Below are 25,357 nucleotides of genomic sequence, written 5' to 3' on the forward strand. Positions count from 1 at the left end.
AGCCGCTGCCCATGTCTCAGACCGCCATCATCGGCGCCGGGGTCATGGGCGAGACCCTGCTCTCCGGCCTGGTCCGCGCCGGCCGCCGCGTCGACCACCTGCTCGTCGGCGAGAAGCGCCCCGAGCGCGCGCAGGAGCTCGAGGAGCGCTACGGCGTCGCCGTGGTCGGCAACGTCGAGGCCGCGACCAAGGCCGACACGGTCGCCCTGGTCGTCAAGCCGCAGGACATGGGCGAGGTGCTCGAGGAGATCGCCGGCGCGCTGCGTCCCGGCCAGCTCGTGGTGTCCCTCGCCGCCGGCATCACGACGGCGTTCATCGAGTCCCGGGTGCCCGACGGCGTCGCCGTCGTCCGCGTCATGCCCAACACACCGGCCCTCGTCGACGAGGGTATGGCCGCCATCTCGCCCGGCTCGCACTGCTCCGAGGAGCAGCTCGGCGAGGCCGAGGCGCTGATGGGCTCGGTCGGCAAGGTCGTGCGGATCCCCGAGCGCCAGCAGGACGCGGTCACCGCGATCTCCGGGTCCGGCCCGGCCTACATCTTCTTCGTCGTCGAGTCGATGATCGAGGCCGGCGTCCACCTCGGGCTGCCGCGGACCACCGCCACCGAGCTCGTGATCCAGACCCTGGTCGGCTCCGGGAAGATGCTGCGCGAGACCGGCACCCACCCGACCGTGCTGCGCGAGCAGGTCACGTCGCCCGGCGGCACCACCGCGGCCGCCCTGCGCGAGCTCGAGGTGCACAAGGTGCGCGCGGCGTTCCTGGCCGCGATGGAGGCCGCCCGCGACCGGTCGCGGGCCCTGGCCGAGGGCAGCTGATGCTCCCGCTCGTCTGGGGCGCGGACCCGGACGAGCACGCGCGTGCCTACCCCGCCGACACGATGGTCGACGGGCCGGTGCTGCGGATGACCCGGGCGGTCCACGTCGACGCGCCACCGGCGCACGTCTGGCGCTGGCTGTGCCAGATGGAGGTCGCGCCGTACTCCTACGACTGGATCGACAACCGCGGCCGCCGCAGCCCCCGCGAGCTCACGCCGGGCGTCACCGACCCGCTCGTCGGGCAGCGGGTGCAGGTCTTCCGGGTCACCGACGTCCAGCCCGGCCGGCAGTGGAGCGGCTTCACGATCCCGCCGGTCTTCGGCCGCACAGCGGTGACGTACGCCGTCGAGCCCGATGTCCGGGGCAGCCGGCTGGTCTGCCGGATCCTGACCAGCCAGCGCGGTCCCGCGGCATGGGTCGGGTCGCGGCTGCTCGCCTGGGGCGACCTGGTGATGATGCGCAAGCAGCTGCTCACCCTCAAGAGGCTGGCCGAAGCGGCTAGGGTCGAACCGTGATCGAGCTGGGCATCGGCCAGGAGCTGCCACTCACCGGCAGGCTGCGGATGGGCGTGGGCTGGGACAAGACCCCCAACGCGGGGCCGCTGAGCACCGGGGTGCGCAACGTCGACCTCGACGCGTCGGCGGTGCAGTTCGGCGGCGGGCGGCTCTTCGACATCGCGTTCTACAACAACGCCAGCACGCGCGACGGCTCCGTCGTGCACCTGGGCGACAACCAGACCGGGGCCGGTGAGGGCGACGACGAGGCGATCACGATCGACCTCGACCAGGTCCACCGGCAGATCGACACCATCTTCCTGCTGGTCACCAGCTACCAGGGCCAGACGCTCGAGTGGGTCGACAACGCCTACTGCCGCGTCGTCGACGCCGAGGACGTGGAGATCGCCCGGGTCACGCTCACCCTCGGCATCCCGGAGACCGGTGTCGTGCTGGCGCGGATCAGCCGGGACGGCGAGGGCTGGGTGCTGCGGGCGCTGGGCGAGCCGGTGCCGGTGAAGATCCCGACCGAGTCCGAGCGCGCGCTCGCCGCGCTCCTCTGAGCTCACAACCCGATCGCCGCCTCGGCCGCGGCCAGCACGGGCGCGGTGACCTGGCGGCACCGCTCGGCCCCGGCGCGGAACACCGCGTCCACGTGCGCCGGGTCGGCCGCGAGCTCGACGTACCTCTTCTGCAGCGGCTCGAGCTCGGCGACCACGGCGTCGGTGACCGCGCGCTTGAGAGCGCCGTACGTCGTGAGCCCGTCGGCGCTGGCGCCGCACGCGGCGAGGATCTCCAGCAGGTTCGTCACGCCCGGCTTGTCGGGGGAGCGGCGGACGGCGTCGGCACCGGCGTCGGAGTCGGTGACCGCGCGCGCGACCTTGCGGCGCACGACGTCCGGGCTGTCCAGGAGGGCGATGACGCCGGCCGCCGAGGCGTCGGACTTGCCCATCTTGCGGGTCGGCTCGTCGAGCCGCATCACCCGCGCGCCGACCGGCGGCACGGTCACCTCGGGGACGGTGAAGACCGGACCGTAGGCGCTGTTGAAGCGGATCGCGAGGTCGCGGGTCAGCTCGACGTGCTGGCGCTGGTCCGCGCCGACCGGCACCTGCTGCGGGCGGTAGAGCAGGATGTCGGCCGCCATCAGCGCGGGATAGGTGTAGAGCGAGACCCGGGTCGAGTCGACGCCGCGGCCCTTCTCCTTGAACTGGATCATCCGGTTCAGCTCGCCGGTGTGTGCCGTGCACTCGAGCAGGTAGGCGAGCTGGGCGTGTGTCGGCACCCGGCTCTGCACGAAGAGCGTCGACTCGTCGAGGCCGGCGGCCAGCAGCAGGGTCGCTGTCTCGCGGACGGTGTCGCGCAGCCGGGCAGGGTCGTGCGGCGTGGTCAGCGCGTGCAGGTCGGCGATGCCGTAGAAGCAGTCGGCCTCGTGCTGCCCGGCCGCCATCGGCCGCAGCGCGCCGAGCAGGTTGCCGAGGGTGAGGTGGCCGCTCGGGGTGAGCAGCGAGAGGGTGCGTCGGTCGGGGTGGTTCATGGGATCTCCTGGGATGAGAGCCCACGGGCAGAAATGACGAACGGCCGCCCGTGGGCGGCCGTCGAGGTGGGTGTGCTGAGAGGCGGGCCGCCGTCAGGCGGGCCACCACTGGGTGGTACGGGTCGTCAGCACGCACCCAGGGTAGCGGTAGCGTCCGTCACATGTCGCAGTCGTCGGTCGAGTGTCCGGGGCCGGCGTCCGTCGTCTTCGACGCGAGCCTGACCGAGTACGACTTCGGCCCCGCGCACCCGATGTCGCCGCTGCGCGTCGACCTCACCATGCGCCTGGCGACCGAGCTCGGCATCGTCGGTGACCGCCTCCGCGTCGTGCCCGCGCCGGTGGCCAGCGACGACCTCATCGCCACCGTCCACGACCCCGCGCTGATCGAGGCGGTCATGCGCGCCGGCCGCGACCCGAGGGCCGTCGACGGCGCCCACGGCCTCGGCACCGACGACAACCCGGTCTTCCGCGACATGCACCACGCGACCGCGCACATCGTCGGGGCGAGCGTCGAGGCGTTCCGCCAGGTGTGGAGCGGGGAGTCGCTGCACGCCGCCAACATCACCGGTGGCCTGCACCACGCGATGCCCGACCGGGCCAGCGGCTTCTGCATCTACAACGACGTCGCTGTCGGGATCCGGAGCCTGCTCGACCAGGGCGCCACCCGGGTCGCGTACGTCGACGTCGACGTCCACCACGGCGACGGTGTCGAGCGGGTGTTCTGGGACGACCCGCGCGTGCTCACGATCTCGCTGCACGAGACCGGCCAGATGCTCTTCCCCGGCACCGGCTTCCCCCGTGACGTGGGCGGCCCGGAGGCCGAGGGGTACGCCGTCAACGTGGCGCTCCCCCCGGGCACGGCGGACGCCGGGTGGCTGCGCGCCTTCCACGCCGTCGTCCCGCCGCTCCTGCGCGAGTTCAAGCCGCAGATCCTGGTCACCCAGCACGGCTGCGACTCCCACGCGGACGACCCGCTCGCGCACCTGATGCTCAGCGTCGACGGCCAGCGGGCGGCGTACCTCGCCCTGCACGAGCTCGCCCACGAGCTCTGCGAGGGGCGCTGGGTGGCGACCGGTGGCGGCGGCTACGCGCTCGTCGAGGTGGTGCCCCGGGCCTGGAGCCACCTGCTCTCGATCGTGTCGGGTGCGCCGCTGGACCCGCTGACGGAGACGCCGGGCGCGTGGCGCGAGCACGTGCGCGAGAGCCTCGGCCGGGTGGCCCCGATGCGGCTCACCGACGGCCGGAGCCCGGCGTACCGCGACTGGCGCGACGGCTACGACCCGGAGACCTGGCTGGACCGCACGATCCACGCCACCCGGATGGAGACCTTCCCCCTGCACGGCCTCGACCCGCTGCCCTGACCTGACCCCGCAGGAACGACACCGTGGGGATTCGCCACGGCGATGCAAGCGGACACGCCGCGTCGCATTGGCTTCTTTGGTGAACCCCTTCCCCACGAGTCACAACAGGCCCTATTCTCACGGATGCGTGACGCGTGCGATCACCGGTGGGGAAGCCGGTGGCGCGTCAGACAGAAAGAATCGGTGCACGATGGCTACCAGCTCTGGGGACATCTCCGAGTCGAAGTTCCTCACCGTTGCCGAGGTGGCGGCGATGATGCGGGTCTCGAAGATGACCGTCTACCGGCTCGTCCACGGCGGCGAGCTCCCTGCCGTCCGGGTCGGCCGTTCGTTCCGCGTCCTCGAGTCCGACGTGGACGAGTACCTCCGCAAGAGCTTCTACAACGCCGGCTGACGGCGCTCCCGGTCCGGAACGACCGGCCGATTCTGCCCGCTCGCGCTGCGGCGGATAGGCTGGGCCGGTCCTCCGGCCGATCCGGGGGGCAGCTGTACGGCTGTTGAAAGGTTTCCCCGTGGGTTCTGTCATCAAGAAGCGACGCAAGCGCATGGCCAAGAAGAAGCACCGCAAGCTGCTGAAGAAGACGCGCGTCCAGCGTCGCAAGCTCGGCAAGTAGTAGGCCACCCGCTCGTCGCTGATGGGCAGCGCCGGCAAGGTCGTCCTCGTCACCGGGGTCTCGCGTGACCTCGGTCGGCGTTTCGCGCGCGCGCTCGCGGACGACCCGCGGATCGCGCGGGTCATCGGCGTGGACGCCGTGCCGCCGCGCGGCGACATCGGCGAGGTCTCCTTCATCCGGGCCGACATCCGCAACCCGGTCATCGCGAAGATCATCGTCAAGGAGGACGTCGACACCGTCGTCCACATGGCGGTGATCTCCACCCCCGGCAGCGCCGGCGGGCGGAACACGATGAAGGAGCTCAACGTCATCGGGACGATGCAGCTCCTGGCCGCCTGCCAGAAGGCGCCGGGGCTGCAGGCGCTGGTCGTGAAGTCGACGACCACCGTGTACGGCGCGTCGAGCCGCGACCCCGCGATGTTCACCGAGGACATGGGCCCGCGGCGCTCGCCCCGGTCGGGCTACGCCAAGGACGTCGCCGAGATCGAGGGCTACGTCCGCGGCTTCGCCCGCCGGCGCCCCGACGTACGCGTCACGACCCTGCGGATGGCCAACGCCATCGGCCCCGAGGTCAGCAGCCCGCTCACGACGTACTTCCGGCTCCCGGTCATCCCGACCGTGCTGGGCCACGACGCGCGGCTGCAGTTCCTGCACGACCGCGACCTGATGGCCGTGCTGCGGCACGCCACGCTCACCGAGACCGCCGGCACCTACAACGTCGCCGGTGACGGCATCCTGATGCTGAGCCAGGCGGTCCGCCGGCTGCAGCGGCCCGCGCTGCCGCTGCCGACCTTCATGATGGGCAACATGGGCTCCGCGCTGCGCAGCGCCCGGCTCGCGGACTTCTCGCCCGAGCAGACCGCGTTCCTCACGTTCGGGCGCGGCGTCGACACCACCCGGATGCGCACGTCGCTCGGCTTCGAGCCCGAGCACACCACCGCGAGCGCCTTCGCCGACTTCGCCGCCTCGCTCACGCCGACCGGCGGGCACCTCGAGCGGGCGCTCGCCCGAGCCAGCGCCCGGCTGCCCGAGCCCGCCGCGGGAGGTGGCCCGCATGGGTGACGCCGAGATCATCCCGATCGGCACGCGGGGCCGCCCGGGCCGCGGCACCGGCGCGTCGTCCCCGTCCTCGGCCGCGCGCGGGCTGGCGCCCGCCAAGAAGCCAGCGCCCGCGACGAAGCCGGCGCCCGCCAAGAAGGCCGCGCCCCCCACGGCCGCGGTCAGGCCCAGGCCGAAGTCCAAGCCCAAGCCCGCGGCGGAGACCGTGGAGGCGCCGGTGGCGGCGCCGCGCGCGCCGGTGACCACCGAGGTCCCGACCGCCGCCGACGGGATCCCCGCAGCCGAGTGGCTGGCGGCCGTGCAGGGCGCGGCGCTGGAGGTGTTCGGCGACGACTGGGAGCCGCAGCTCGCCCGGTTCCTCGCGTTCCTGCGGCGTCGGGTGTCCGGCCAGTACGTCGTGGACGAGTACGGCTTCGACCGCGAGGTGACCGAGCGGTTCTTCATGTCCGCGCTCCGGCCGATCGCCCAGAAGTGGTTCCGCATCGAGGTCCGCGGCATCGAGAACATCCCGACCGAGGGTGGGGCGCTGGTCGTCTCCAACCACTCCGGGACGGTCCCGGTCGACGGCCTGATGACGATGGTCTCGATCCACGACGAGATCGGCCGGTTCCTGCGCCCGTTGGGCGCCGACCTGGTCTTCCGGCTCCCGTTCGTGGGCTCGATGGCCCGCAAGGGCGGCGCGACCCTGGCCTGCAACGAGGACGCCGAGCGGATGCTGCGCGGCGGCGAGCTGGTCGGCGTCTGGCCCGAGGGCTTCAAGGGCATCGGCAAGCCCTACGCCGACCGCTACAAGCTCCAGCGGTTCGGCCGCGGCGGCTTCGTCTCCGCGGCGCTGCGCACCGGTGTGCCCATCGTCCCGCTCTCGGTCGTCGGCGCCGAGGAGATCTACCCCCTGGTCGGCAACCTGCCCTCGCTGGCCCGGCTGCTCGGGGTGCCCTACATCCCGATCACGCCGTTCTTCCCGCTCCTCGGCCCGCTCGGCCTGGTCCCACTGCCGTCGAAGTGGCTGCTGGAGTTCGGCGAGCCGATCCGCACCGACGAGTTCGACCCCGGTGCCGCGGACGACCCCATGCTGGTGTTCAACGTGACCGACCAGGTCCGCGAGACCATCCAGCAGACGCTGTACTCGCTGCTCATGCAGCGGCAGTCCGTCTTCCGCTGACGGCCGTTCCTCGTCGAGAGACGCGAAATGGCCCCTGGGCGGGGGCGGGAAGGGCGCGTCTGCGTCACTCGACGACTCTCGGCGCCAGCCGAGTCAGTCGTCCGGGGGTCAGGGCAGCTGCGGGACCTGGGGGACCTGGGGAGTGGGGAGCGCCGGCGGGGTGATCGGCTGGAGGACGCCCTCGAGGATCTCGGTGACGCCTGTGACCAGGCCGGTGACCGGGCCGGTGGTGGAGCCGGTCTGGCCGCCGGCGGGCGCCTGCGTCTGGCCGCCGCCCTGGCCGGTGAGGGCGCTGGTGAGGCCCTCGGTCAGGGCGCGCACCGGGTCGGTGGCCTGCGAGGGGCCGGCGGTCGGCGTCGGCAGCGACCCGGGGTCGGCGACGCTGCCGGGCGGCACGGCGCTGCCATCGACGTCGGGAAGCGCAGGTCCGTCGGCTCCGGTGCTACCCCGGCCGCGGCCGGGCTTGCCGCTCGGGTCGGGGGTCGCCGCGGGCTCGGGGGCCCTGACGACGGGGACGGCGGGCACGGTGATGTTCTCGGCCGCCAGCAGCGCGGGGGGCACGGCCGTGATCGCCGCGCCGCCGCACTCGGGGCACTGCTGGACGGCCTCGGCGTCGATCTGCGCGACCGTTCGGGCCGCGTCGACGAGCTCGTCGCGCGCCTCGAACGGGATCGCCGGCTCCAGCTCCTCGAGCTCGTCGAGGCTGGTGGAGGCGAAGTCGCGCAGGTCCGCGATCGACTCCTCGTCGCCGCGGTGGGCGTAGTCGGAGAGCAGCAGGTCGGCGCCGTTGGTGGCCTGCGTCGTGAACGCCGACAGCGTCCGGGCGACCTGGGCGTCGGTGCCGACGCCGGGGTCCGAGGTGAGGGCGGCCACCTCGTCGAGGCGGTTGCCGGCGGCGTCGAGCTGGCGGGCGCCGCGGCTGGCCTCGCCGAACGCGAGACCGCTCTGCGCACCCTCGAGCGCCCGCTTGATCGGGTAGAGCGACTCACCGGGCAGTGCCGACTGCGAGGCGACGGCGACCGACGCGGACGCCCCGACGACCACCAGGCCGCCGACGAGGGCCGCGATCCGGCGCTCGCGCTTGGTGTGCCGGGCCGGCAGCCGCAGCCGCGCGACGTCGTCGGGGACCAGGGCGGTGGCGGCCTCGGCCATCAGCCGGCTGCGCAGGTCGGCGGTGAACTCCGCCCGCGGCTGCGCCTCGGGTACGGCGCGCAGCGCGCCGACGAGCTCGAAGAGCTCGGCGTCTCGTGGGTCGGGCGCGCCGACCGGCTGGCGCTCGACCAGCGTGTTGAACTCCTCGGCGCGCCGCTGCGCCGACTTCCCCCATGTCATGTCGACCTCAACGAGGTGCGCGACGGCAGGGTTACGGCGTGAGGCCGCCCTGGGCAAACGTTTTCGTTCGGAGTCCGCATCAATCCCGGATCCCTTCCGGCATCAGCTTCGCGAGGTTGCGTACGCCGCGCAGCTGGAGCTGCTTGACCGCACCGTCGCTGCGCCCCAGGACGGCGGCCGTCTCGGCGATGCTCATGCCCTGGAGGAAGCGCATCACCAGGCAGTCGCGCTGCTCGGCGGGCAGCTCGGTGAGCGCCTGCATGAGGATCTCGTTGGTGAGGCCGGTCAGCACGGTCCGCTCGGGCCCGTCGTCGGCCGCGTCGTCGTGGAGGCTCATGTCCTCCGTGGTGAGCTCGAGGCGCGAGCGGCCGGACTTGAAGTGGTCGGTCGCGAGGTTGCGCGCGATCGTCATCAGCCAGGCGCCGAAGTCCTTGCCCTGCCAGCGGAAGTTGTTCATGCTCCGCAACGCGCGGAAGAACGTCTCCGAGGTGAGGTCCTCGGCCAGCGTCGAGGAGCGGGTCCGGTAGAAGAGGAACCGGTAGACCGAGCCCTGGTAGTGGTCGTAGAGGAGGCCGAACGCGTCGGCGTCGCCCTGGCGGGCCAGCTCGACGAGGCCGATCAGCCGCGTCCGTTCGGCCTCGTCCTCCTCGGAGGAGGCCGCGAGGTCGGCGTCGTCGTACCCGCCGCCGGGCCCGCGGGCCCCGGTCGCCGCCTCGGTGAGCAGCATCCCGGCGGGCGCCGGGCCGCCGGGCAGCGCGAGGTGGGGGCGCTCGATGAGGAGCGCCTCCGCGACGAGGCGGCGCAGGACCTCGAGTCCGCGCGCGACGTCGTGACCCACCTGCGGCATGAACCGATTCCTCCCGCTGCTCCCCACGTAGCCATTCCCTAGTAAACGCGAGTTACTCCTCCTGGGCCAGACCGAGCCGGGGTATGGACCTCAGGAGGGGTCGCGGCGGCCGCGCAGCGCGGCCGCCCCGGCGACCGTGCCCGTGATCGCCCCGGCGACCGCGCCGGCGGCGAGCCCGACCCGCATCGCCTTGCGTCCGGTCCGGTAGTCGCGGATCCGCCAGCCCTGCTCGCGGGCGTAGGCCCGCAGCTTCGCGTCCGGGTTGATCGCGCACGGGTCGCCGACGAGCGAGAGCATCGGCAGGTCGTTGTAGGAGTCGGAGTACGCCGAGCAGCGGCGCAGGTCGAGCCCCTCCCGGGCGGCCAGCGCCTTGATCGCCTCGGCCTTCGCCGGGCCGTGCAGCATGTCGCCGACCAGGTGGCCGGTGTAGACGCCGTCGGCGTGCTCGGCGACCGTGCCGAGGGCTCCGGTGAGGCCGAGCCGGCGGGCGATGATGCGGGCGATCTCGATCGGAGCCGCGGTGACCAGCCACACCCGCTGGCCCTCGTCGAGGTGCAGCTGGGCGAGCGCGCGGGTGCCCGGCCAGATCCGGTGCGCCATGGCCTCGTCGAAGATCTCCTCGCCCAGCTCCTCCAGCTCGGCGACCGTGTGGCCGGCGATGAAGCTCAGCGCCGACGTCCGCGCCTCCGCCACGTGATCGGGGTCCTCGACGCCGGCGAACCGGAAGTACGCCTGCTTGTAGGCCGCCCCGAGGATCTCGCGCTTGGAGAAGAATTTGCGCTTGTAGAGCCCCCTCGCCAGGTGGAAGATGCTGGCGCCCTGCATGACGGTGTTGTCGACGTCGAAGAACGCGGCGGCATCGGGATCCGAGGGCAGCAGCAGTGCCGACTCCACCTCGGTCGCGGCCGCCGCGGCCTCGCCCGCCAGCTTCGACCGCGTCTGGAGGTTCAGGGGTCGGGGCCTCCGGTCGGGGGACGTCACATCGGCAGGGTAGACCCACAACCAGGGGCCGCGCCGTGTGGAAGGATCGCCTCCATGTCCGCGATCCGTGACGTGGCCGAGCTGGTCGCCAACGCTGCTGCGGATAGCCCGGACCGGCTCGCACTCGTCGAGGCCGGTGGCCGCAGCCTGACGTGGGCCGAGCTCGAGGACGAGGTCGCGCGGCTGGCCACCGGCCTGACGACCGCCGGCGTGCTCGGCGGGCACCGGGTGATGATCGCCCAGGGCAACCGGCTCGAGTTCGTCACGACCTACCTCGGTGTGCTCCGCGCCCAGGCGGTCGCCGTCCCGGTCAACCCCGGCTCGGCGGTCGGCGAGCTGGCCCGGATGATCGACGACTCCGGCTCCCGCCTCGTCGTCGCCGACCCGACGACGGCCGCCGCGGTGCGGCGGGCGGTCGCCGACCTGGCCACGCCGCCGCGGGTCGCGGTCGTCGGCGAGTCGTCGTACGACGACCTGCGGGCAGCGCCCGCGCGCCCGGTGCCGCCGCTCCAGGACCCCGAGAAGCTCGCCGCGCTGCTCTACACGAGCGGCACGTCGGGCCTGCCGCGCGCGGCGATGCTCACCCACCGTGCGCTGCTGGCCAACGTCGAGCAGTGCGCGCGGGTCGAGCCGCCGATGATCCACGGCGACGACGTCGTGCTCGGCGTGCTGCCGCTCTTCCACGTCTATGGCCTCAACGCCGTGCTCGGCAGCGTGCTGCGCCGGCGCGCGAAGCTCGTGCTCGTCGAGCGCTTCGACCCGCAGGAGACGCTCGCGATCATCGACGACGAGGCGTGCAGCGTGGTGCCCGTGGCGCCTCCTGTCTTCGCCTACTGGCGCGGCGAGCCGGACCTGCGGGAGCGGATGGGACCGGTCCGGCTGATCCTGTCCGGCTCCGCTCCGCTCGCCCCCGAGGTGGTCGAGGAGTTCACCGAGCACGCCGGGGTCCCGGTCCACCAGGGCTACGGCCTCACCGAGGCGTCGCCGGTCGTCACCAGCACGCTGTGCAGCGACACGTTGCAGGTCGGCTCGGTGGGCGCGGCCCTGCCCGGCATCGAGATCCGGCTCGTCGACGACCACGGCCGGGCGCCCGACGAGGGCGACGCCGGCGAGATCTCGATCCGGGGCGCGAACCTCTTCAGCGGCTACTGGCCCGACGGCGCCGGCGGCCCCGACGCCGACGGCTGGTTCGCCACCGGCGACGTCGGCTTCCTCGACGACAGCGGCGACCTCTTCCTCGTCGACCGGCTCAAGGAGCTGGTCATCGTCTCCGGCTTCAACGTCTACCCCGTCGAGGTCGAGGACGTCGTCGAGGAGGTGGCCGGGGTCGAGGAGGCCGCAGTGATCGGCGTCGCCGACGACCTGACCGGTGAGGCGGTGGTCGTCTACGTCCGCGCCCCGGGCCAGGATCCCGCCGCGATCGCGGAGGCCGTCCGGGAGCACTGCGCGACCCGCCTGGCACGGTTCAAGCAGCCGGCCCGGATCGAGGTCGTCGACGAGCTGCCCCGCACCGTGACCGGCAAGGTCCAGAAGGGCCGGCTCCGCGGCCTGGAGCGGCGCCGCAACCTGGGGCTGCTGGAGTGAGCGTCCCGGCGCGGGTCACGCTCTACTCCCGGCCCGGCTGCCACCTGTGCGACGACGCCCGGGTGGTCATCGAGCGCGTGTGCGCCGACCTCGGCACGTCGTACGTCGAGGTCTCGATCGACGACGACCCGGTGCTGCGGGAGCGGTACGGCGAAGAGATCCCGGTGACCCTCGTCGACGGGCGGCAGCACGACTTCTGGCGGGTGGACGAGCAACGCCTGCGCGCCGCGCTGTCCTCCTGACCACCCTGATGACGTGGTCCACGTCACATGTGCTAGGCGCCGCCACCGACAGCCCCCTCGTCGGTTTTGTTCTCGCGTTCACAAGCGCCTAATGTGAGCGAGCCGCCGGACGCTTGGACGGGCTTCCTCCACGCGTTCGACGACGGCCCAGCAGCCCCTGGCTATGGAGAAGACAAGAGCAGTGACCGCACGTCCTTCACCCGAGGCCGCTCGGGATATTCCCGAAGCGACCGTCGCCCGGCTGCCCGTCTACCTCCGGGCGCTCACGACGCTGTCCGAGCAGGGCACCAGCACCTGCTCCAGCGAGGAGCTCGCCGGCGCCGCCGGCGTCAACAGCGCCAAGCTGCGCAAGGACCTCTCCTACCTCGGCAGCTACGGCACCCGCGGGGTCGGGTACGACGTGGAGTACCTGCGCTACCAGATCGCCCGCGAGATCGGCGTGACCCAGGACTGGCCGGTCGTCATCGTCGGCATCGGCAACCTCGGCCAGGCGCTCGCCAACTACTCCGGCTTCCGCAGCCGCGGCTTCCGGGTCGTCGCGCTCCTCGACGCCGACGAGGCCCGGCACGACGAGGTCGTCGCCGGGCTCGAGGTGCGCCCCTTCTCCGACCTCGAGCAGATCGTCAGCGACCACGCCGTCGCGATCGGCGTCATCGCCACCCCGGCCGTCGCGGCCCAGGACGTCGCGGACCGGATGGTCGCCTGCGGGATCACCAGCATCCTCAACTTCGCCCCGTCGGTGCTCTCGGTGCCCGAGCAGGTCGACGTCCGCAAGGTCGACCTCTCGATCGAGCTCCAGATCCTGGCCTACCACGAGCAGCGCAAGACCCAGGGGGCCGCCTCGTGAGCGTCCTCGTCGTGGGCATCTCCCACAAGACCGCGCCGGTCTCCATCCTCGAGCGGGTGGCGCTCGACCCCGACGGCGTCCGCAAGCTCGTCACCGACCTCGCCGCCTGCGAGCACGTGACCGAGGCGACCGTGATCGCCACCTGCAACCGGGTGGAGATCTACGCCGACGTCGACCGCTTCCACGGCAGCGTGGAGGAGGTCTCCCGGCTGCTCGTCGAGCGCGCCGGCGAGACCGCCGAGGCGATGGTCCCGCACCTCTACGTCCACTACGACGACGGCGCGGTCTCGCACCTCTTCCAGGTCGTCGCCGGTCTCGACTCGATGGCGCTCGGCGAGGGCCAGATCCTCGGCCAGACCCGCGACGCGCTGAGCGCGGGCCAGGAGGCCGGCACCGTCGGTCCGGCCCTCAACGTGCTCTTCCAGCAGGCGCTGCGGGTCGGCAAGCGGGCCCGCGCCGAGACCGACATCGACCGGGCGGCGCCGTCGCTGGTCAGCGCCGCGCTCGACCGGAGCCACGCCGCGCTCGGCGACCTCTCCGGCCAGCGGGTGCTGGTGCTCGGTGCCGGCGCGATGGCCGGCCTCGCGACCGCGACCGTCGCGCGCCGGGGCGCCGAGAGCATCACCGTCGCCAACCGCACGTCCGGCAACGCCGAGCGGCTCGCGGAGGAGTACGGCGCCCGCTCGGCCGCCCTCCACGACCTCACCGCCGAGCTGGCCCTCGCCGACGTGGTCGTCTCCTGCACCGGCGCGACCGGGGTCGTGGTGCCCCGCGAGGCCGTCGCGGCCGCGACCGCCGGAGGCCGGGAGCTGGCCATCATCGACCTCGCCCTGCCGCACGACGTCGACCCCACGGTCGCCGACCTGCCGGGCGTCACCCTGATCAACCTGGCCGAGCTCGCCGACGAGCTCCGCGACTCCGACGCGGGCCGCGAGGTGCACGAGGTGCGCCGGATCGTCACGCAGGAGGTCGCGGCGTTCCTCTCCGCCCGCCGGCAGGCGAGCGTCACGCCGACCGTGGTCGCGCTGCGCTCGATGGCGACCTCGGTCGTCGACAGCGAGATGGAGCGGCTCGCCGGCCGCCTTCCGGACCTCGACGAGGCCACCCGCGCCGAGGTGCTGCAGACCGTGCGCCGGGTGGCCGACAAGCTGCTGCACCGCCCGACCGTCCGGGTCAAGGAGCTGGCCAACGAGGACGGCGCGGTCTCCTACGCCGACGCGCTCGCCCGCCTCTTCGCCCTCGACCCCGACGCCGTCGACGCCGTGACCCGGCCGGAGCACCTGCCATGAGCGCCGCGCAGACCCCGATCCGGATCGGCACCCGCGCCTCCGTGCTCGCCACCACCCAGTCCGGGCTGGTCGGCGAGATGATCGCCGCGCGCCTGGGCCGTGCGGTCGAGCTCGTCGAGATCAGCACCGAGGGCGACCGCACGCAGGCGGCCGGCACGCCGCTGGCCGCGGCCGCCTCGACCGGGGTGTTCGTCAACGCGCTGCGCGACGCCCTGCTCGACGGCCGCGTCGACGTCGCCGTCCACTCGCTCAAGGACCTGCCGACCTATCCGGCCGAGGGCATCGCCCTGGTCGCCGTACCCGGCCGTGAGGACCCGCGCGACGCCGTCGTCGCCCGCGACGGGCTCACGCTCGGCGAGCTGCCGGTGGGCAGCCGGGTCGGCACCGGCTCGCCGCGCCGTGCCGCGCAGCTGCTCGCGCTCGGCCTAGGCATCGAGGTGGTCGGCGTGCGCGGCAACGTCGACACCCGGATCGCCAAGGTGCGGGCCGGGGAGTACGACGCCGTGGTGCTCGCCCGCGCCGGCCTGGCCCGCATCGGGCGGCTGGACGAGGTGACCGAGGTGCTCGACCCGCTCCAGGTGCTGCCCGCCCCCGGGCAGGGCGCGCTGGCGGTCGAGTGCCGTGCCGACGACGAGCTCGCCGCCGTCCTGCGCGAGGCGCTCGACGACCCGCGGGCCCGCGCGGCCGTGGATGCTGAGCGGGCGGTCCTCGCCACGCTCGAAGGAGGTTGCTCGGCGCCGATCGGCGCCCTGGCCGAGGTGGTCGAGGGTGACGACGGCGACGAGCTCTGGGTGCGGGCGGTAGCGCTCTCACCCGACGGGGCGCTCTCGGTGCGGATGTCCGCCACCGGAGACCCCGCCGACGCCGCCGGCGTCGGCGACCGGCTCGCGAAGGAGATGCTCGCCGACGGCGCAGCGGACCTGACGCGACCCAGCAACGACACGCTAGACCCCGAGCTAGACAAGAGGCACAACGCATGACCCGAGCCAACAACAGCCCGAGCCAGAGCCAGCCCCGCGGATGGGTGTCGTTCGTGGGCAGCGGACCCGGCGACCCGGGGCTGCTCACGGTCCGCGCCGCGGAGCTGCTGCGCCGTGCCGACGTCGTCGTCACCGAGGTGCCCGAGCACGCCGCCCTGGTGCGCGCGGTGCTCGGCCTGACCGCCCCGGCCGAGGGCGACGCCGCCGAGACGACCGGCCCCGAGATCGTCGACGGCGGCTTCGGCGAGGACGGCCAGCCGCTGACCCACGCCGCCCGCGGCAAGGTCGTCGTCAAGCAGGCCAAGCGCGGCCTGCGCGTCGTCCGGCTGCTCTCCGGCGACCCCTTCCTCTACGCCTCCGGCCCCGAGGAGGCGCAGGCGTGTGCCAAGGCCGGGCTCGCCTTCGAGATCGTGCCGGGCGTGTCGTCGGTCGCCGCGGTCCCGGCGTACGCCGGCATCCCGCTGACCACCAAGGACCACCGCGAGGTCGCCGTCGTGACCTGCGGCGACAAGGTCGACTGGAGCCAGTACGCCGACAAGCGCACGCTCGTGCTGCTCTCGGCCGTCGGTCAGATCGGTGACATCGCCAAGGCGCTGGTCGCCGCCGGCCGGTCCCCGCAGACGCCGGTCGCCATGACCCGGGTCGGCACCACGACCGAGCAGGACACCGTCACCTCGACGCTCGAGCGGATCGCCGCCGACGCGCGTGCCGCCCGGATGGCCCCGCCGGCCGTTACCGTGGTCGGGGAGGTGGTCGACCTGCGCGAGACGCTGTCCTGGTTCGAGACCAAGCCGCTCTTCGGCTGGCGCGTCCTGGTGCCCCGCACCAAGGAGCAGGCCGGCTCGCTCTCCGAGCGGCTGCGCGGCTACGGCGCCGTGCCCGACGAGGTCCCCACGATCTCCGTGGAGCCCCCGCGCAACCCGCAGCAGATGGACAAGGCCGTCCGCGGCCTCGTCGAGGGCCGCTACGAGTGGATCGCCTTCACCTCCGTCAACGCGGTGAAGGCGGTGCGCGAGAAGTTCGAGGAGTACGGCCTCGACGCCCGCGCCTTCTCCGGCCTCAAGATCGCCGCGGTCGGCGACAAGACCGCCCAGGCGATCGCCGACTGGGGCCTGCGCGCCGACCTCGTCCCGTCGGGCGAGCAGTCCGCCGCCGGGCTGCTCGCGGACTGGCCCGAGTACGACGAGGCGCTGGACCCGATCAACCGGGTCTTCCTGCCGCGTGCCGACATCGCGACGGAGAACCTCGTCGCCGGCCTGATCGACCTCGGCTGGGAGTGCGACGACGTGACGGCCTACCGCACCGTCCGGGCGGCCCCGCCGCCGCCGGAGACCCGCGACGCGATCAAGACGGGCAAGTTCGACGCGGTCGTCTTCACGTCGTCCTCGACGGTCCGCAACCTGGTCGGCATCGCGGGCAAGCCGCACGCGTCGACGATCATCGCGGTGATCGGTCCCGCCACGGCCAAGACCGCCGAGGAGCACGGCCTGCGCGTCGACGTCCTGGCGAGCAAGCCCGACGTCGAGGAGCTCGTCGACGCGCTCGCCGACTTCGGCGCGACCCGCCGGCTCGCGCTGGTCGAGTCCGGCCAGCCGGTGACCAAGCCGTCGGACCGCAAGGCGTCCGCGCGCCGGAAGGCCAAGGCCGAGTGACCGAGGGGCTCACCCCTCCCGTGGTCGGACCGGTGGTCCGGCCGCGGCGCCTGCGCACGACGCCGGCGCTGCGCCGGATGGTCCGGGAGACGTCCGTCGAGCCGCGGCAGCTGGTGCTGCCGGTGTTCGTGCGCGAGGGGATCAGCGAGCCCCAGCCGATCGCGTCGATGCCGGGCGTCGTCCAGCACACCCGCAGCACGCTGCTGAAGGCGGTCGCCGAGGCCGCCGACCTCGGCCTCGGCGGCGTGATGCTCTTCGGCATCCCCGAGCACAAGGACGCCGAGGGCTCCGGCGCGGTCGACCCGGCCGGCATCCTCAACCTCGCGATCACCGACGTCGTCGCCGAGGTCGGTGACGCGCTCACCGTGATGAGCGACCTGTGCCTCGACGAGTTCACCGACCACGGCCACTGCGGGGTGCTCACCCCCGACGGCAAGGTCGACAACGACCGCACGCTGGCGGCGTACGCCGAGATGGCGCGGGCCCAGGCGCACGCCGGCGTCGACATGGTCGGCCCGAGCGGGATGATGGACGGCCAGGTCGCGGTGGTCCGCGCGGCGCTCGACGCCGCCGAGCACACCGACGTCTCGATCCTCGCCTACTCCGCGAAGTACGCCTCGGCGTTCTTCGGTCCCTTCCGCGAGGCCGTCAACTCCTCGCTCGAGGGCGACCGCCGGACCTACCAGCAGGACCCCGGCAACGCGGTCGAGGGCGTCCGCGAGGCGCTGCTCGACGTCGCGGAGGGCGCCGACATCGTCATGGTGAAGCCGGCGCTCGCCTACCTCGACGTGCTGCGCCAGGTCCGCGACGCGGTCGACGTCCCGGTGGCGGCCTACAACATCTCCGGCGAGTACGCCATGGTCGAGGCGGCCGCCGCCCACGGCTGGATCGACCGCGAGGCCGCGATCCTCGAGACGCTCACGTCGATCCGCCGCGCCGGCGCCGACGTGGTGCTGACCTACTGGGCCACCGAGGCCGCCCGCCTGCTGCAGCGTTGAGTTGGGCGTGGTTGACGCTTGAGTCGGGCCTCATGCGCGCCTTCGGCGCGAACGCCGCCCAGCTCGGCGGTGATTTCGGCCCAACTCGACGGTGATCAGTGGGTGTAGGCGTACACGCACTGGTCGAACGGGTCGTCGTTGCGCAGCACGTTGTCGACGTAGCCGTCGAGCAGGCACTGGGCCCGCGCCTGGGCGTCGGTCAGCAGCTGGTCGACCGGGGTGATCGAGGTCGACGGGAGCGGCGGCAGCGTGAGCGTCGGGACGTCGGTGGGCAGCTGCGGGGCCTTGGTCGGGACCGGGCCACCGCCGCCTCCACCGCCGGTGCCGGTGCCGCCCCCGGTGCCGCCGCCCTGGCTGGGCTGCGCGGCCGGCGTCGCGCCCGAGGACGCCGTGGCCGTCGGGGTGGTGGCCGGGGTCCCGGGGCCGTCGTCGCTGCCCTGGTTGCCGCTGCCGCCGTGGTCGTTGCCCTTGCCGCCGCCGGTGCCGGTGCCGTGGTGGCCGCCGCCGCCCGAGGACTGCGGGATGACGTAGCCGGCCGAGGTGACGCCGTTGGGGACCGAGGTGAACTCGCCCTCGAGGTAGGCGTTCATGATCGACAGCACGAGGTCGACGTAGGACTCGCTGTGGTTGTAGCGGAACACGGCGGCGCGCTGGCCGGCAGTGGTCGCGAGGTCGTCGTCGCCCGAGCAGAGGTAGACCGCGCTGGCGAGCGCGGCGTCGTCGATGTCCTGGGGGTCGCGGCGCCCGTCGCTGTCGGCGTCGACGCCCACGACCGACCAGGTCGAGGGGATGAACTGCATCGGGCCGACCGCGCGGTCCCAGGCGGTGTCGGAGTCGAACTGCCCGGCGTCGCTGTCGACGATGCGCGTCGTGCCGCGCTTGCCGTTGAGCGCGGGGCCGAAGATCCCCGGCCGGGCGACGCCCTGGGCGTCGAGGGTGTTGCCGCCGGTGCGGCCGTGGTCGGACTCGACCCGGCCGATCGCGGCGACCAGCTGCCAGCTGAGGTGGCACGCGGTGTCGGCGGAGTTGATGACGGTCTCGGCGCGCTGGTAGGCGGCGAGCGCGGCGGCCGGGATGCCGGACGTCGTGCTGGTGGAGACGACGCGGTTGACGTCGGCGCCGCCGACACCGGGGGCGACGCCGCCCGGGGTCGAGACGCTGGCCGGGACGTCGATGGCCCCGGCGGGCAGGTTGGTGCCGTCGGGGAGCACGATCGGCTCGCTGCCGGCGTCGGCCAGCACGGTGCCCGCGGCGCCGGAGGTGGCGACGCTGGCCGTCCACGCGGCCGAGAGCACGGCGAGCGGGACCAGAGCCATGGCCTTGTGGCCGCGACCGAAGCGGCTGGGTCTGCCGTTGCTCGACATCTCGATCGTCACTCCTGCTCCCTCGGCCCCCGTGGCGCTCCCGACGCCGGGGTGACGGCCATTCAAACGACCCTGGCTCTCTGTGGTTACGGTACGTCGACCAGCAGAGGTCCGCAGCCCTACGACGGTGTGACGACCATTCCCGCAGGTCATGACGGTGAAACCCGTTCTCGTGCGGCCGCTGTCCGTCGCAGCGAGACGCCCCGGAGTGGCCCGGACCACCTCCCCGCGGCCCGCAGCGGCCCTCGACTGGGGCCGATTGGCCCGCTCGGGGACAATGGCCGGGTGACTCGACCGACGACCCGCCCGACGGCTGCCAGCGCCGCCCTGTTCGAGCGGGCCCGCGCGGTCACGCCCGGCGGCGTGAACTCCCCGGTGCGGGCCTTCAACGCGGTCGGTGGCACCCCCCGCTTCATCCGGTCCGCCGCGGGAGCGTGGCTGACCGACGTCGACGGCAACGAGTACGTCGACCTCATCTGCTCCTGGGGGCCGATGCTGCTCGGGCACGCGCACCCCGAGGTGCAGGCCCGGGTCGCCGAGGCGGTCGCACGCGGCACGTCGTACGGCGCGCCCACGGAGCCCGAGGTCGAGCTCGCCGAGGAGATCGCGGCGCGGGCGCCGGTCGAGCGGGTCCGCTTCGTCTCCTCGGGCACCGAGGCCACGATGTCGGCGATCCGCCTCGCCCGCGGCTTCACCGGCCGCGACGTCGTGGTGAAGTTCGCCGGCTGCTACCACGGCCACGTCGACTCGCTGCTCGCCTCGGCCGGCTCCGGCCTGGCGACCTTCGCGGTCCCTGGGACCCCCGGCGTCCCGACCTCGTCGACCGAGCTGACGGTCGTGCTGCCCTACAACGACCGCGCCGCGGTCGAGAAGGTCTTCGCCGAGCACCCCGGCCGGATCGCGTGCCTGATCACCGAGGCGGCGCCCGGCAACATGGGCGTCGTCCCGCCGGAGCCCGGCTTCAACGAGTTCCTCGCCGCGACCTGCCGGGCCAACGGCGCCCTCTTCGTCAGCGACGAGGTGATGACCGGCTTCCGGGCCAGCCGGTTCGGTCAGTGGGGCCTCGACGGAGCCCTCGAGGGCTGGCGCCCCGACCTGGTCACCTTCGGCAAGGTGATGGGCGGCGGCTTCCCGGCCGCCGCGTTCGGTGGCCGCGCCGACGTGATGTCGCGGCTCGCGCCGGAGGGGCCGGTCTACCAGGCCGGCACGCTTTCGGGGAACCCGATCGCCACCACCGCCGGCCTGACCACGCTGCGGCTGGCGACCGACGAGGTCTACGCCCACATCGGGGCCGCGGCCGAGACGATCAGGACCGCCGCCGCCGACGCCCTGACGGCGGCCGGTGTCGCGCACGTCGTCCAGTCGACCGGCACGATGTTCTCGGTGTTCCTCACCGACGTGGCCGCGGTGCGTGACTTCGACGACGCGTCGACGACCAGCGCGCCGGCGTACGCCGCGTTCTTCCACGAGATGCTCGAGCGCGGCGTCTACCTGCCGCCCTCGGCGTACGAGGCCTGGTTCCTCTCCGCCGCGCACGACGACCGCGCCGTCTCGACGGTGCTCGACGCCCTGCCCCACGCCGCGCGCGCCGCGGCCTCTGCATTGGAGTCCTCGCAGTGACGCAGACCGAGACGATCGTCCACCTGCTCCGCCACGGCGAGGTCCACAACCCCCAGGGCGTGCTCTACGGGCGCCGCGACGGGTTCCACCTCTCCGACCTCGGCAACCGGATGGCGGAGCGGGTCGCCGAGTCGATCGGGGACCGCGACATCACCCACCTGCGGGTCTCGCCGCTCGAGCGCGCGCAGGAGACGGCCCGCCCTCTCGCCGCCGCACGCGGCCTGGAGATCGTCACCGACGAGCGGGTGATCGAGTCGGCGAACAAGCTCGAGGGCCTCAGCTTCGACCAGGGGCTGTGGTCGATCGTCAAGCGGCCGCGCATCTGGCGGCACTTCTACAACCCGCTCCGGCCGTCGTGGGGCGAGGCGCACGACGAGATCGTGGCCCGGATGATGGCGGCGGTCGAGGACGCCCGCGCGGCGGCGGAGGGGCACGAGGCGGTGATCGTCTCGCACCAGCTGCCGATCTGGACCACGCGGCTGCACGTCGAGAAGCGCCGGCAGAACATCGACCCGCGCAAGCGCGAGTGCACGCTCTGCTCGCTCACCTCGCTGCACTTCACCGGCGACCGCATCACCCGGGTGGCCTACTCCGAGCCCGCCGGCGACCTGATCCCCGTCAAGGACCGCAACGCGCCGTTCTCCGCCGGCAACGCGCCCGAGGAGAAGCGTCCCTGACCATGCGTAGACACCTGGGTGCATTGGCCTGCGCTGCCCTGCTCCTCTCCGGGCCCCTGTCCGGCTGCTCGTCCCTCGAGGGCACGGGCGACAAGGGCTTCGTGAGCGGCGACGGCACCGTGCGCACGGTCAAGGCCGCCGATCGCGGCGAGCCCGTCGCGCTGGCCGGCGAGGACCTCGACGGCGAGCCGCTCGACCTCGCCGACTTCCGAGGCAAGCCGACGGTCGTCGCGGTCTGGGGCGCGTGGTGCGGCCCGTGCCGGGCCGAGGCGCCCGAGGTCGTGGCCGCGGCCGAGGAGCTCGACGGCAGGGCCAGCTTCGTGGGCCTCAACACCCGCGACCCCTCCACCGCCAAGCCGCTCGCGTTCCAGCGACGCTTCGAGGTGCCGTACCCGTCCTTCTTCTCGCCGGGCGGCGAGGAGATGCTGGCGTTCCGGGGGACCATCGGCCCGCGGTCGATCCCGTCCTTCGTGGTGCTCGACGGCGAGGGTCGGATCGCCGGCAGCATCCTCGGACCGCTCCCGTCGAAGCAGACGCTCGTCGACCTCGTCGAGGACGTCGATGGCTGAGTGGTTCGAGCAGACGGCCGCCTCCGGGTCGCTGGTGCTCGCGGTGCCGGTCGCGCTGCTCGCCGGCCTCGTGTCGTTCTTCTCCCCGTGCGTGATCCCGCTGCTGCCGGGCTACCTGTCCTACGCCACCGGCCTCTCGGGCGCCGACCTGGCCAACGGCGTCGCCGGCACCCGCCGCGGCCGGATGTTCGTCGGCTCGGTGCTGTTCGTGGCCGGCTTCGCCACGGTCTTCGTGATCCTCGGGACCGTCACCGGCGCCCTCGGCGTGTGGCTGGTCGAGTGGAGCAGCGAGCTCGCCGTCGTGCTCGGCGTCGCGATGATCCTGCTGGGGCTGGCGTTCGCGGGCTGGCTGCCGGGGCTCAACCGGGAGTGGCGGGTCCACAAGGTGCCCGCGGTGGGCCTCGCGGCCGCGCCGCTGCTCGGCTTCCTCTTCGGTCTCGGCTGGACGCCGTGCATGGGGCCCACGCTGGCGGCGATCCAGCTGCTGGCCCTCACCGAGGGCAGCGTCGGCCGGGGCGCGTTCCTCTCCGTCGTCTACGCGCTCGGGCTCGGCATCCCGTTCATCGTCGCCGGCCTGGCCTACGAGAAGGCGCTCGCGACCGTCGGCTGGGTACGCCGCCACCAGGTCTGGGTGATGCGCGCCGGCGGGCTGATGCTCGTCGCGGTCGGCGTCCTGCTGGTCACCGGCTGGTGGGCCGAGGCCGTCAGCTGGGTCCAGGTCCGGCTCGTCAACGGGACGGAGACCGCGATATGAGCACCGCCCCCCGCACCGCACTGAGCACCCGTCCGCCCGAGGACGACCGCCGCCCCGGCGAGCTGACGTTCAAGGAGCTGCTGCGCTGGACCTGGCGGCAGCTCACCTCGATGCGCACCGCGCTGATCCTCCTGCTCCTGCTCGCGCTCGCCGCGATCCCCGGGTCGGTGATCCCGCAGGAGGGCGTCGACTCGCTCAAGACCTCCAACTGGCAGACCGACCACCCCCAGCTCACCCCGGTCTACGAGCGGCTCGGGCTCTTCTCGGTCTACGACTCCGCGTGGTTCTCCGCGATCTACATCCTGCTGATGCTGTCGCTGGTCGGCTGCATCCTGCCCCGCACGCTGCACTACTGGCGCGGCCTGCGGGCACAGCCGCCGGCGGCGCCGCGCAACCTGGAGCGGCTGCCGGACCACACGTCGTACGAGACCGCCGAGGACCCCGAGGACGTGCTCGAGCGGGCGCGCGCCGTGCTGAAGCGCCGCCGCTACCGCCTCCGCCCGGGCGACGACGGTGACCTGGCGATCTCCGCCGAGCGCGGCTACCTTCGCGAGGCCGGCAACCTGGTCTTCCACCTGTCCGTGCTGATCGTCCTGGTCGGCTTCGCGATGGGCAGCATGCTGGGCTACAAGGGCGGCGCGATCCTGCTCGTGGGCGACGACTACGGCTTCGCCAACGACCTCACGCAGTACGACGACTTCGACCCCGGCAGCCTCTTCTCGGCCGACGACCTCGACCCCTTCTCGTTCACGATCGACGACTTCGACGTCGACTGGCTGACGGAAGGCCCGCGGGCCGGCATGGCGCGCGGCTTCGAGTCCCACCTCAGCTACCGCGAGTCGCCCGACGCCGACGAGAAGACCTACGACCTCAAGGTCAACCACCCGCTCACGATCGGCGACACCGACGTGTTCCTCATCGGTCACGGGTACGCGCCGGTGATCACGGTCAAGGACGGCAACGGCGACGTCGTCTGGAGCGAGCCGACGGTCTTCCTGCCGCTCGACCAGTCGTTCCGGTCCGTCGGCGTGGTCAAGGCGCCCGACGCCGAGCCGACCCAGATCGGGCTGGAGGGGGAGTTCTACCCCACGGTCGCGTTCTCGGAGGAGACCGGCAGCTACTACTCGCTGTTCGGCAAGGACGTCGACCCGATGATCTCGATGCTCGTCTACACCGGCGACCTCGGCATGGACGACGGCGCCGCGCAGTCGGTCTACTCGCTGGACAAGTCGAAGACCAACATGCTGGAGAACGAGGACGGCACGCCGTACCGCATCGACCTCCGGCCGGGCGAGACGGCGGAGCTGCCCGAGGGGCTCGGCACGGTGAGCTTCGACGGGCTGCAGCGCTGGAACAAGATCCAGATCAGCCAGACGCCCGGCAAGTGGATCGCGCTGATCGGCGTGGTGCTGGCGCTGATCGGGCTGCTCGGGTCGCTCTTCATCCGCCCCCGCCGGGTCTGGGTTCGCGCCCGTCGCGAGGGTGACGGCACACTGGTCGAGGTGGCCGCGCTCGACAGGTCCGGTGGTGGCGACACCTCCGTCGTCGTCGACGAGCTCGTGGCCGCACTCCGAGGAGAGGACAAGTCGTGACTGACGCCGCGTGGGAGAGCCTGAGCAACCAGGCCGTGGCCGCCGCCGGGCTCGTGTACTTCCTGGCCCTGCTGGCGCACCTCGTCGAGTGGGCGTCGCTGCGCAAGGTGCCGGTGACCGCCGTCGCGGCCGCCTCCGCGGACGCGGCCGGTGGCGTCGCGGTCGACACCGCACCGCCCGGGGACGAGTCGGCGCCGCGCCGCGCCGAGATGTTCGGTCGGCTCGGCTACCTGCTCACCTGCCTGGCGGTCGCGATCCAGTTCGTCGGCCTGGTCGGACGCGGCATGGCCGCGGACCCCAACCGGGTGCCGTGGGGCAACATGTACGAGTTCACGCTGGCCGGCACCTGGGTGGTCGCGCTCCTCTACGTCGTGCTCTGCCGGCGGCTGAAGCTCGCGTGGATGGCGCCGATCGTGCTGGCGTTCGTGCTGACCGTCCTCATGGTGGCCGTCATCTGGCTCTACGCGCCGGTCGCGCCGCTGACCGAGGCGCTCTCGTCGTACTGGCTGGTCATCCACGTCGTGTCCGCGATCATCGCCACCGGCGCGTTCACGCTCGGCGGCATCACCTCCGCGCTCTACCTCGTCAAGGCGCGGAGGCCGGGGACGGAGACCGGCTACGTCGGCCGCCTGCCGCAGCCCGAGGTGCTCGACCGGGTCTCGTATCGGCTGCACGCGTTCGGCTTCCCCGTGTGGACGTTCGCGGTGCTGATCACCGGACCCATCTGGGCGCACCAGGCCTGGTCGTCGTACTGGAACTGGGACCCCAAGGAGGTGTGGGCCTTCATCACCTGGGTCGTCTACGCGGCGTACCTCCACGCCCGCACCACGGCCGGCTGGAAGGGCCGCAACGCCGCGATCCTCGCCCTGGTCGGCATGGCGACGCTGTGGTTCAACTTCATCGGGATCAACTACTTCTCGACGACCTCGCAGCACTCCTACGCCGACAGCGCGCCCGCTCCGGCGCTGAGTCGAGACCTCTGACGACCGA

26 protein-coding genes are annotated in these 25,357 nt (G+C 73.0%); 21 read left to right on the forward strand and 5 right to left on the reverse strand.

Annotation, left to right across the window (positions count from 1 at the left end):
* Positions 1–11 precede the first annotated feature (11 nt).
* The 3 genes from proC to HZF07_RS17880 are packed head-to-tail and all read left to right on the forward strand — an operon-like array spanning position 12 to position 1,872.
* On the forward strand, positions 12–815 hold the full coding sequence (proC, locus tag HZF07_RS17870; RefSeq protein ID WP_157343518.1) for a pyrroline-5-carboxylate reductase: 804 nt from the start codon (positions 12–14) through the stop codon (positions 813–815).
* On the forward strand, positions 815–1,330 hold the full coding sequence (locus HZF07_RS17875) for a hypothetical protein (protein ID WP_198346423.1): 516 nt from the start codon (positions 815–817) through the stop codon (positions 1,328–1,330). The genes proC and HZF07_RS17875 overlap by 1 nt, the downstream gene beginning before the upstream one ends.
* The gene (locus HZF07_RS17880; RefSeq protein ID WP_157343520.1) at positions 1,327–1,872 is read left to right on the forward strand and encodes a TerD family protein; all 546 of its coding nucleotides are present in this window, start codon (positions 1,327–1,329) and stop codon (positions 1,870–1,872) included. The genes HZF07_RS17875 and HZF07_RS17880 overlap by 4 nt, the downstream gene beginning before the upstream one ends.
* Before the next feature lie 2 nt (positions 1,873–1,874).
* On the opposite strand, the gene trpS is transcribed toward HZF07_RS17880, so the two are convergent.
* Positions 1,875–2,843 carry a tryptophan--tRNA ligase gene (trpS, locus tag HZF07_RS17885; protein ID WP_157343522.1) on the reverse strand — a complete coding sequence of 323 codons (969 nt, stop codon included), beginning with the start codon at positions 2,841–2,843 and terminating at the stop codon, positions 1,875–1,877.
* Positions 2,844–3,004: 161 nt separating this feature from the next.
* Here trpS and HZF07_RS17890 point away from each other — a divergent pair, with 161 nt between their 5' ends.
* From HZF07_RS17890 to HZF07_RS17910, 5 genes are all read left to right on the forward strand, one after another.
* Entirely contained in the window at positions 3,005–4,204 is a 1,200-nt protein-coding gene (locus HZF07_RS17890) for an acetoin utilization protein AcuC (RefSeq protein ID WP_157343525.1), read from the forward strand.
* Positions 4,205–4,394: 190 nt separating this feature from the next.
* Complete coding sequence (locus tag HZF07_RS17895; RefSeq protein ID WP_157343527.1) at positions 4,395–4,598, forward strand: helix-turn-helix domain-containing protein; 204 nt, start codon at positions 4,395–4,397, stop codon at positions 4,596–4,598.
* A gap of 118 nt (positions 4,599–4,716) precedes the next feature.
* On the forward strand, positions 4,717–4,818 hold the full coding sequence (locus HZF07_RS17900) for a 30S ribosomal protein bS22 (protein ID WP_008356322.1): 102 nt from the start codon (positions 4,717–4,719) through the stop codon (positions 4,816–4,818).
* A gap of 21 nt (positions 4,819–4,839) precedes the next feature.
* Positions 4,840–5,880 (forward strand): NAD-dependent epimerase/dehydratase family protein, encoded by a 1,041-nt coding sequence (locus tag HZF07_RS17905; protein WP_157343530.1) that lies wholly within the window; start codon positions 4,840–4,842, stop codon positions 5,878–5,880.
* Positions 5,873–7,039: a lysophospholipid acyltransferase family protein gene (locus tag HZF07_RS17910; RefSeq protein ID WP_157343532.1), complete on the forward strand. Its 1,167-nt coding sequence runs from the start codon at positions 5,873–5,875 to the stop codon at positions 7,037–7,039. The genes HZF07_RS17905 and HZF07_RS17910 overlap by 8 nt, the downstream gene beginning before the upstream one ends.
* Before the next feature lie 108 nt (positions 7,040–7,147).
* Here the strand turns inward: HZF07_RS17910 and HZF07_RS17915 are convergent, their stop codons facing one another.
* The 3 genes from HZF07_RS17915 to HZF07_RS17925 all read right to left on the reverse strand — a co-directional run bounded on the left by HZF07_RS17915 (position 7,148) and on the right by HZF07_RS17925 (position 10,199).
* The gene (locus tag HZF07_RS17915) at positions 7,148–8,371 is read right to left on the reverse strand and encodes a DUF5667 domain-containing protein (protein WP_157343534.1); all 1,224 of its coding nucleotides are present in this window, start codon (positions 8,369–8,371) and stop codon (positions 7,148–7,150) included.
* A 79-nt stretch (positions 8,372–8,450) separates the two neighbouring features.
* Positions 8,451–9,218, reverse strand: coding sequence for a sigma-70 family RNA polymerase sigma factor (locus HZF07_RS17920; RefSeq protein ID WP_157343536.1), 768 nt, complete (start codon positions 9,216–9,218; stop codon positions 8,451–8,453).
* 90 nt (positions 9,219–9,308) lie between these two features.
* Positions 9,309–10,199 carry an HAD family hydrolase gene (locus HZF07_RS17925; RefSeq protein WP_309504828.1) on the reverse strand — a complete coding sequence of 297 codons (891 nt, stop codon included), beginning with the start codon at positions 10,197–10,199 and terminating at the stop codon, positions 9,309–9,311.
* 54 nt (positions 10,200–10,253) lie between these two features.
* On the opposite strand from HZF07_RS17925, the gene HZF07_RS17930 reads away from it, so the two are divergent.
* From HZF07_RS17930 to hemB, 7 genes are all read left to right on the forward strand, one after another.
* A complete protein-coding gene (locus HZF07_RS17930) occupies positions 10,254–11,783 on the forward strand; it encodes an AMP-binding protein (RefSeq protein WP_181645334.1) in 1,530 nt (509 codons plus the stop codon).
* Positions 11,780–12,025: a glutaredoxin family protein gene (locus tag HZF07_RS17935; protein ID WP_181645335.1), complete on the forward strand. Its 246-nt coding sequence runs from the start codon at positions 11,780–11,782 to the stop codon at positions 12,023–12,025. Before HZF07_RS17930 ends, HZF07_RS17935 begins: the two co-directional genes overlap by 4 nt.
* 163 nt (positions 12,026–12,188) lie before the next feature.
* On the forward strand, positions 12,189–12,872 hold the full coding sequence (locus tag HZF07_RS17940) for a redox-sensing transcriptional repressor Rex (protein WP_157343540.1): 684 nt from the start codon (positions 12,189–12,191) through the stop codon (positions 12,870–12,872).
* Positions 12,869–14,161, forward strand: a complete 1,293-nt coding sequence (locus HZF07_RS17945) for a glutamyl-tRNA reductase (RefSeq protein WP_181645336.1) — start codon at positions 12,869–12,871, stop codon at positions 14,159–14,161. Before HZF07_RS17940 ends, HZF07_RS17945 begins: the two co-directional genes overlap by 4 nt.
* A complete protein-coding gene (gene hemC, locus HZF07_RS17950) occupies positions 14,158–15,141 on the forward strand; it encodes a hydroxymethylbilane synthase (protein ID WP_157343543.1) in 984 nt (327 codons plus the stop codon). The genes HZF07_RS17945 and hemC overlap by 4 nt, the downstream gene beginning before the upstream one ends.
* Complete coding sequence (locus HZF07_RS17955; RefSeq protein ID WP_157343545.1) at positions 15,138–16,793, forward strand: bifunctional uroporphyrinogen-III C-methyltransferase/uroporphyrinogen-III synthase; 1,656 nt, start codon at positions 15,138–15,140, stop codon at positions 16,791–16,793. Before hemC ends, HZF07_RS17955 begins: the two co-directional genes overlap by 4 nt.
* Positions 16,790–17,791, forward strand: a complete 1,002-nt coding sequence (gene hemB, locus HZF07_RS17960) for a porphobilinogen synthase (RefSeq protein ID WP_309504829.1) — start codon at positions 16,790–16,792, stop codon at positions 17,789–17,791. Before HZF07_RS17955 ends, hemB begins: the two co-directional genes overlap by 4 nt.
* 95 nt (positions 17,792–17,886) lie before the next feature.
* On the opposite strand, the gene HZF07_RS17965 is transcribed toward hemB, so the two are convergent.
* Positions 17,887–19,167 (reverse strand): lytic transglycosylase domain-containing protein, encoded by a 1,281-nt coding sequence (locus HZF07_RS17965; RefSeq protein ID WP_309504830.1) that lies wholly within the window; start codon positions 19,165–19,167, stop codon positions 17,887–17,889.
* A gap of 273 nt (positions 19,168–19,440) precedes the next feature.
* Between HZF07_RS17965 and hemL the strand changes: the two genes are divergently transcribed.
* Genes hemL through ccsB form a run of 6 tightly spaced genes read left to right on the forward strand, consistent with a single transcriptional unit; the run spans position 19,441 to position 25,350 of the window.
* The gene (gene hemL, locus HZF07_RS17970; RefSeq protein ID WP_181645337.1) at positions 19,441–20,775 is read left to right on the forward strand and encodes a glutamate-1-semialdehyde 2,1-aminomutase; all 1,335 of its coding nucleotides are present in this window, start codon (positions 19,441–19,443) and stop codon (positions 20,773–20,775) included.
* Positions 20,772–21,452 carry a histidine phosphatase family protein gene (locus HZF07_RS17975; RefSeq protein ID WP_181645338.1) on the forward strand — a complete coding sequence of 227 codons (681 nt, stop codon included), beginning with the start codon at positions 20,772–20,774 and terminating at the stop codon, positions 21,450–21,452. The genes hemL and HZF07_RS17975 overlap by 4 nt, the downstream gene beginning before the upstream one ends.
* A gap of 2 nt (positions 21,453–21,454) precedes the next feature.
* A complete protein-coding gene (locus HZF07_RS17980) occupies positions 21,455–22,021 on the forward strand; it encodes a TlpA family protein disulfide reductase (RefSeq protein WP_157343547.1) in 567 nt (188 codons plus the stop codon).
* Positions 22,014–22,775 (forward strand): cytochrome c biogenesis CcdA family protein, encoded by a 762-nt coding sequence (locus HZF07_RS17985; RefSeq protein ID WP_157343549.1) that lies wholly within the window; start codon positions 22,014–22,016, stop codon positions 22,773–22,775. Before HZF07_RS17980 ends, HZF07_RS17985 begins: the two co-directional genes overlap by 8 nt.
* Positions 22,772–24,367: a cytochrome c biogenesis protein ResB gene (resB, locus tag HZF07_RS17990; RefSeq protein WP_157343551.1), complete on the forward strand. Its 1,596-nt coding sequence runs from the start codon at positions 22,772–22,774 to the stop codon at positions 24,365–24,367. The genes HZF07_RS17985 and resB overlap by 4 nt, the downstream gene beginning before the upstream one ends.
* Positions 24,364–25,350, forward strand: coding sequence for a c-type cytochrome biogenesis protein CcsB (gene ccsB / locus HZF07_RS17995; protein WP_181645339.1), 987 nt, complete (start codon positions 24,364–24,366; stop codon positions 25,348–25,350). The genes resB and ccsB overlap by 4 nt, the downstream gene beginning before the upstream one ends.
* The last annotated feature ends 7 nt before the right edge of the window (positions 25,351–25,357 follow it).

The sequence above is a fragment of the Nocardioides agri genome, assembly GCF_013778305.1.
Lineage (GTDB): Bacteria > Actinomycetota > Actinomycetes > Propionibacteriales > Nocardioidaceae > Nocardioides > Nocardioides agri.

Coding starts and splice junctions, on each gene's coding strand:
- proC (WP_157343518.1), top strand. CDS start 12: ATGTCTCAGACCGCCATCATCGGCGCCGGGGTCATGGGCGAGACCCTG.
- HZF07_RS17875 (WP_198346423.1), top strand. CDS start 815: ATGCTCCCGCTCGTCTGGGGCGCGGACCCGGACGAGCACGCGCGTGCC.
- trpS (WP_157343522.1), bottom strand. CDS start 2,843: ATGAACCACCCCGACCGACGCACCCTCTCGCTGCTCACCCCGAGCGGC.
- HZF07_RS17890 (WP_157343525.1), top strand. CDS start 3,005: ATGTCGCAGTCGTCGGTCGAGTGTCCGGGGCCGGCGTCCGTCGTCTTC.
- HZF07_RS17895 (WP_157343527.1), top strand. CDS start 4,395: ATGGCTACCAGCTCTGGGGACATCTCCGAGTCGAAGTTCCTCACCGTT.
- HZF07_RS17905 (WP_157343530.1), top strand. CDS start 4,840: ATGGGCAGCGCCGGCAAGGTCGTCCTCGTCACCGGGGTCTCGCGTGAC.
- HZF07_RS17910 (WP_157343532.1), top strand. CDS start 5,873: ATGGGTGACGCCGAGATCATCCCGATCGGCACGCGGGGCCGCCCGGGC.
- HZF07_RS17915 (WP_157343534.1), bottom strand. CDS start 8,371: ATGACATGGGGGAAGTCGGCGCAGCGGCGCGCCGAGGAGTTCAACACG.
- HZF07_RS17920 (WP_157343536.1), bottom strand. CDS start 9,218: ATGCCGCAGGTGGGTCACGACGTCGCGCGCGGACTCGAGGTCCTGCGC.
- HZF07_RS17930 (WP_181645334.1), top strand. CDS start 10,254: ATGTCCGCGATCCGTGACGTGGCCGAGCTGGTCGCCAACGCTGCTGCG.
- HZF07_RS17940 (WP_157343540.1), top strand. CDS start 12,189: ATGGAGAAGACAAGAGCAGTGACCGCACGTCCTTCACCCGAGGCCGCT.
- hemC (WP_157343543.1), top strand. CDS start 14,158: ATGAGCGCCGCGCAGACCCCGATCCGGATCGGCACCCGCGCCTCCGTG.
- HZF07_RS17955 (WP_157343545.1), top strand. CDS start 15,138: ATGACCCGAGCCAACAACAGCCCGAGCCAGAGCCAGCCCCGCGGATGG.
- HZF07_RS17980 (WP_157343547.1), top strand. CDS start 21,455: ATGCGTAGACACCTGGGTGCATTGGCCTGCGCTGCCCTGCTCCTCTCC.
- HZF07_RS17985 (WP_157343549.1), top strand. CDS start 22,014: ATGGCTGAGTGGTTCGAGCAGACGGCCGCCTCCGGGTCGCTGGTGCTC.
- resB (WP_157343551.1), top strand. CDS start 22,772: ATGAGCACCGCCCCCCGCACCGCACTGAGCACCCGTCCGCCCGAGGAC.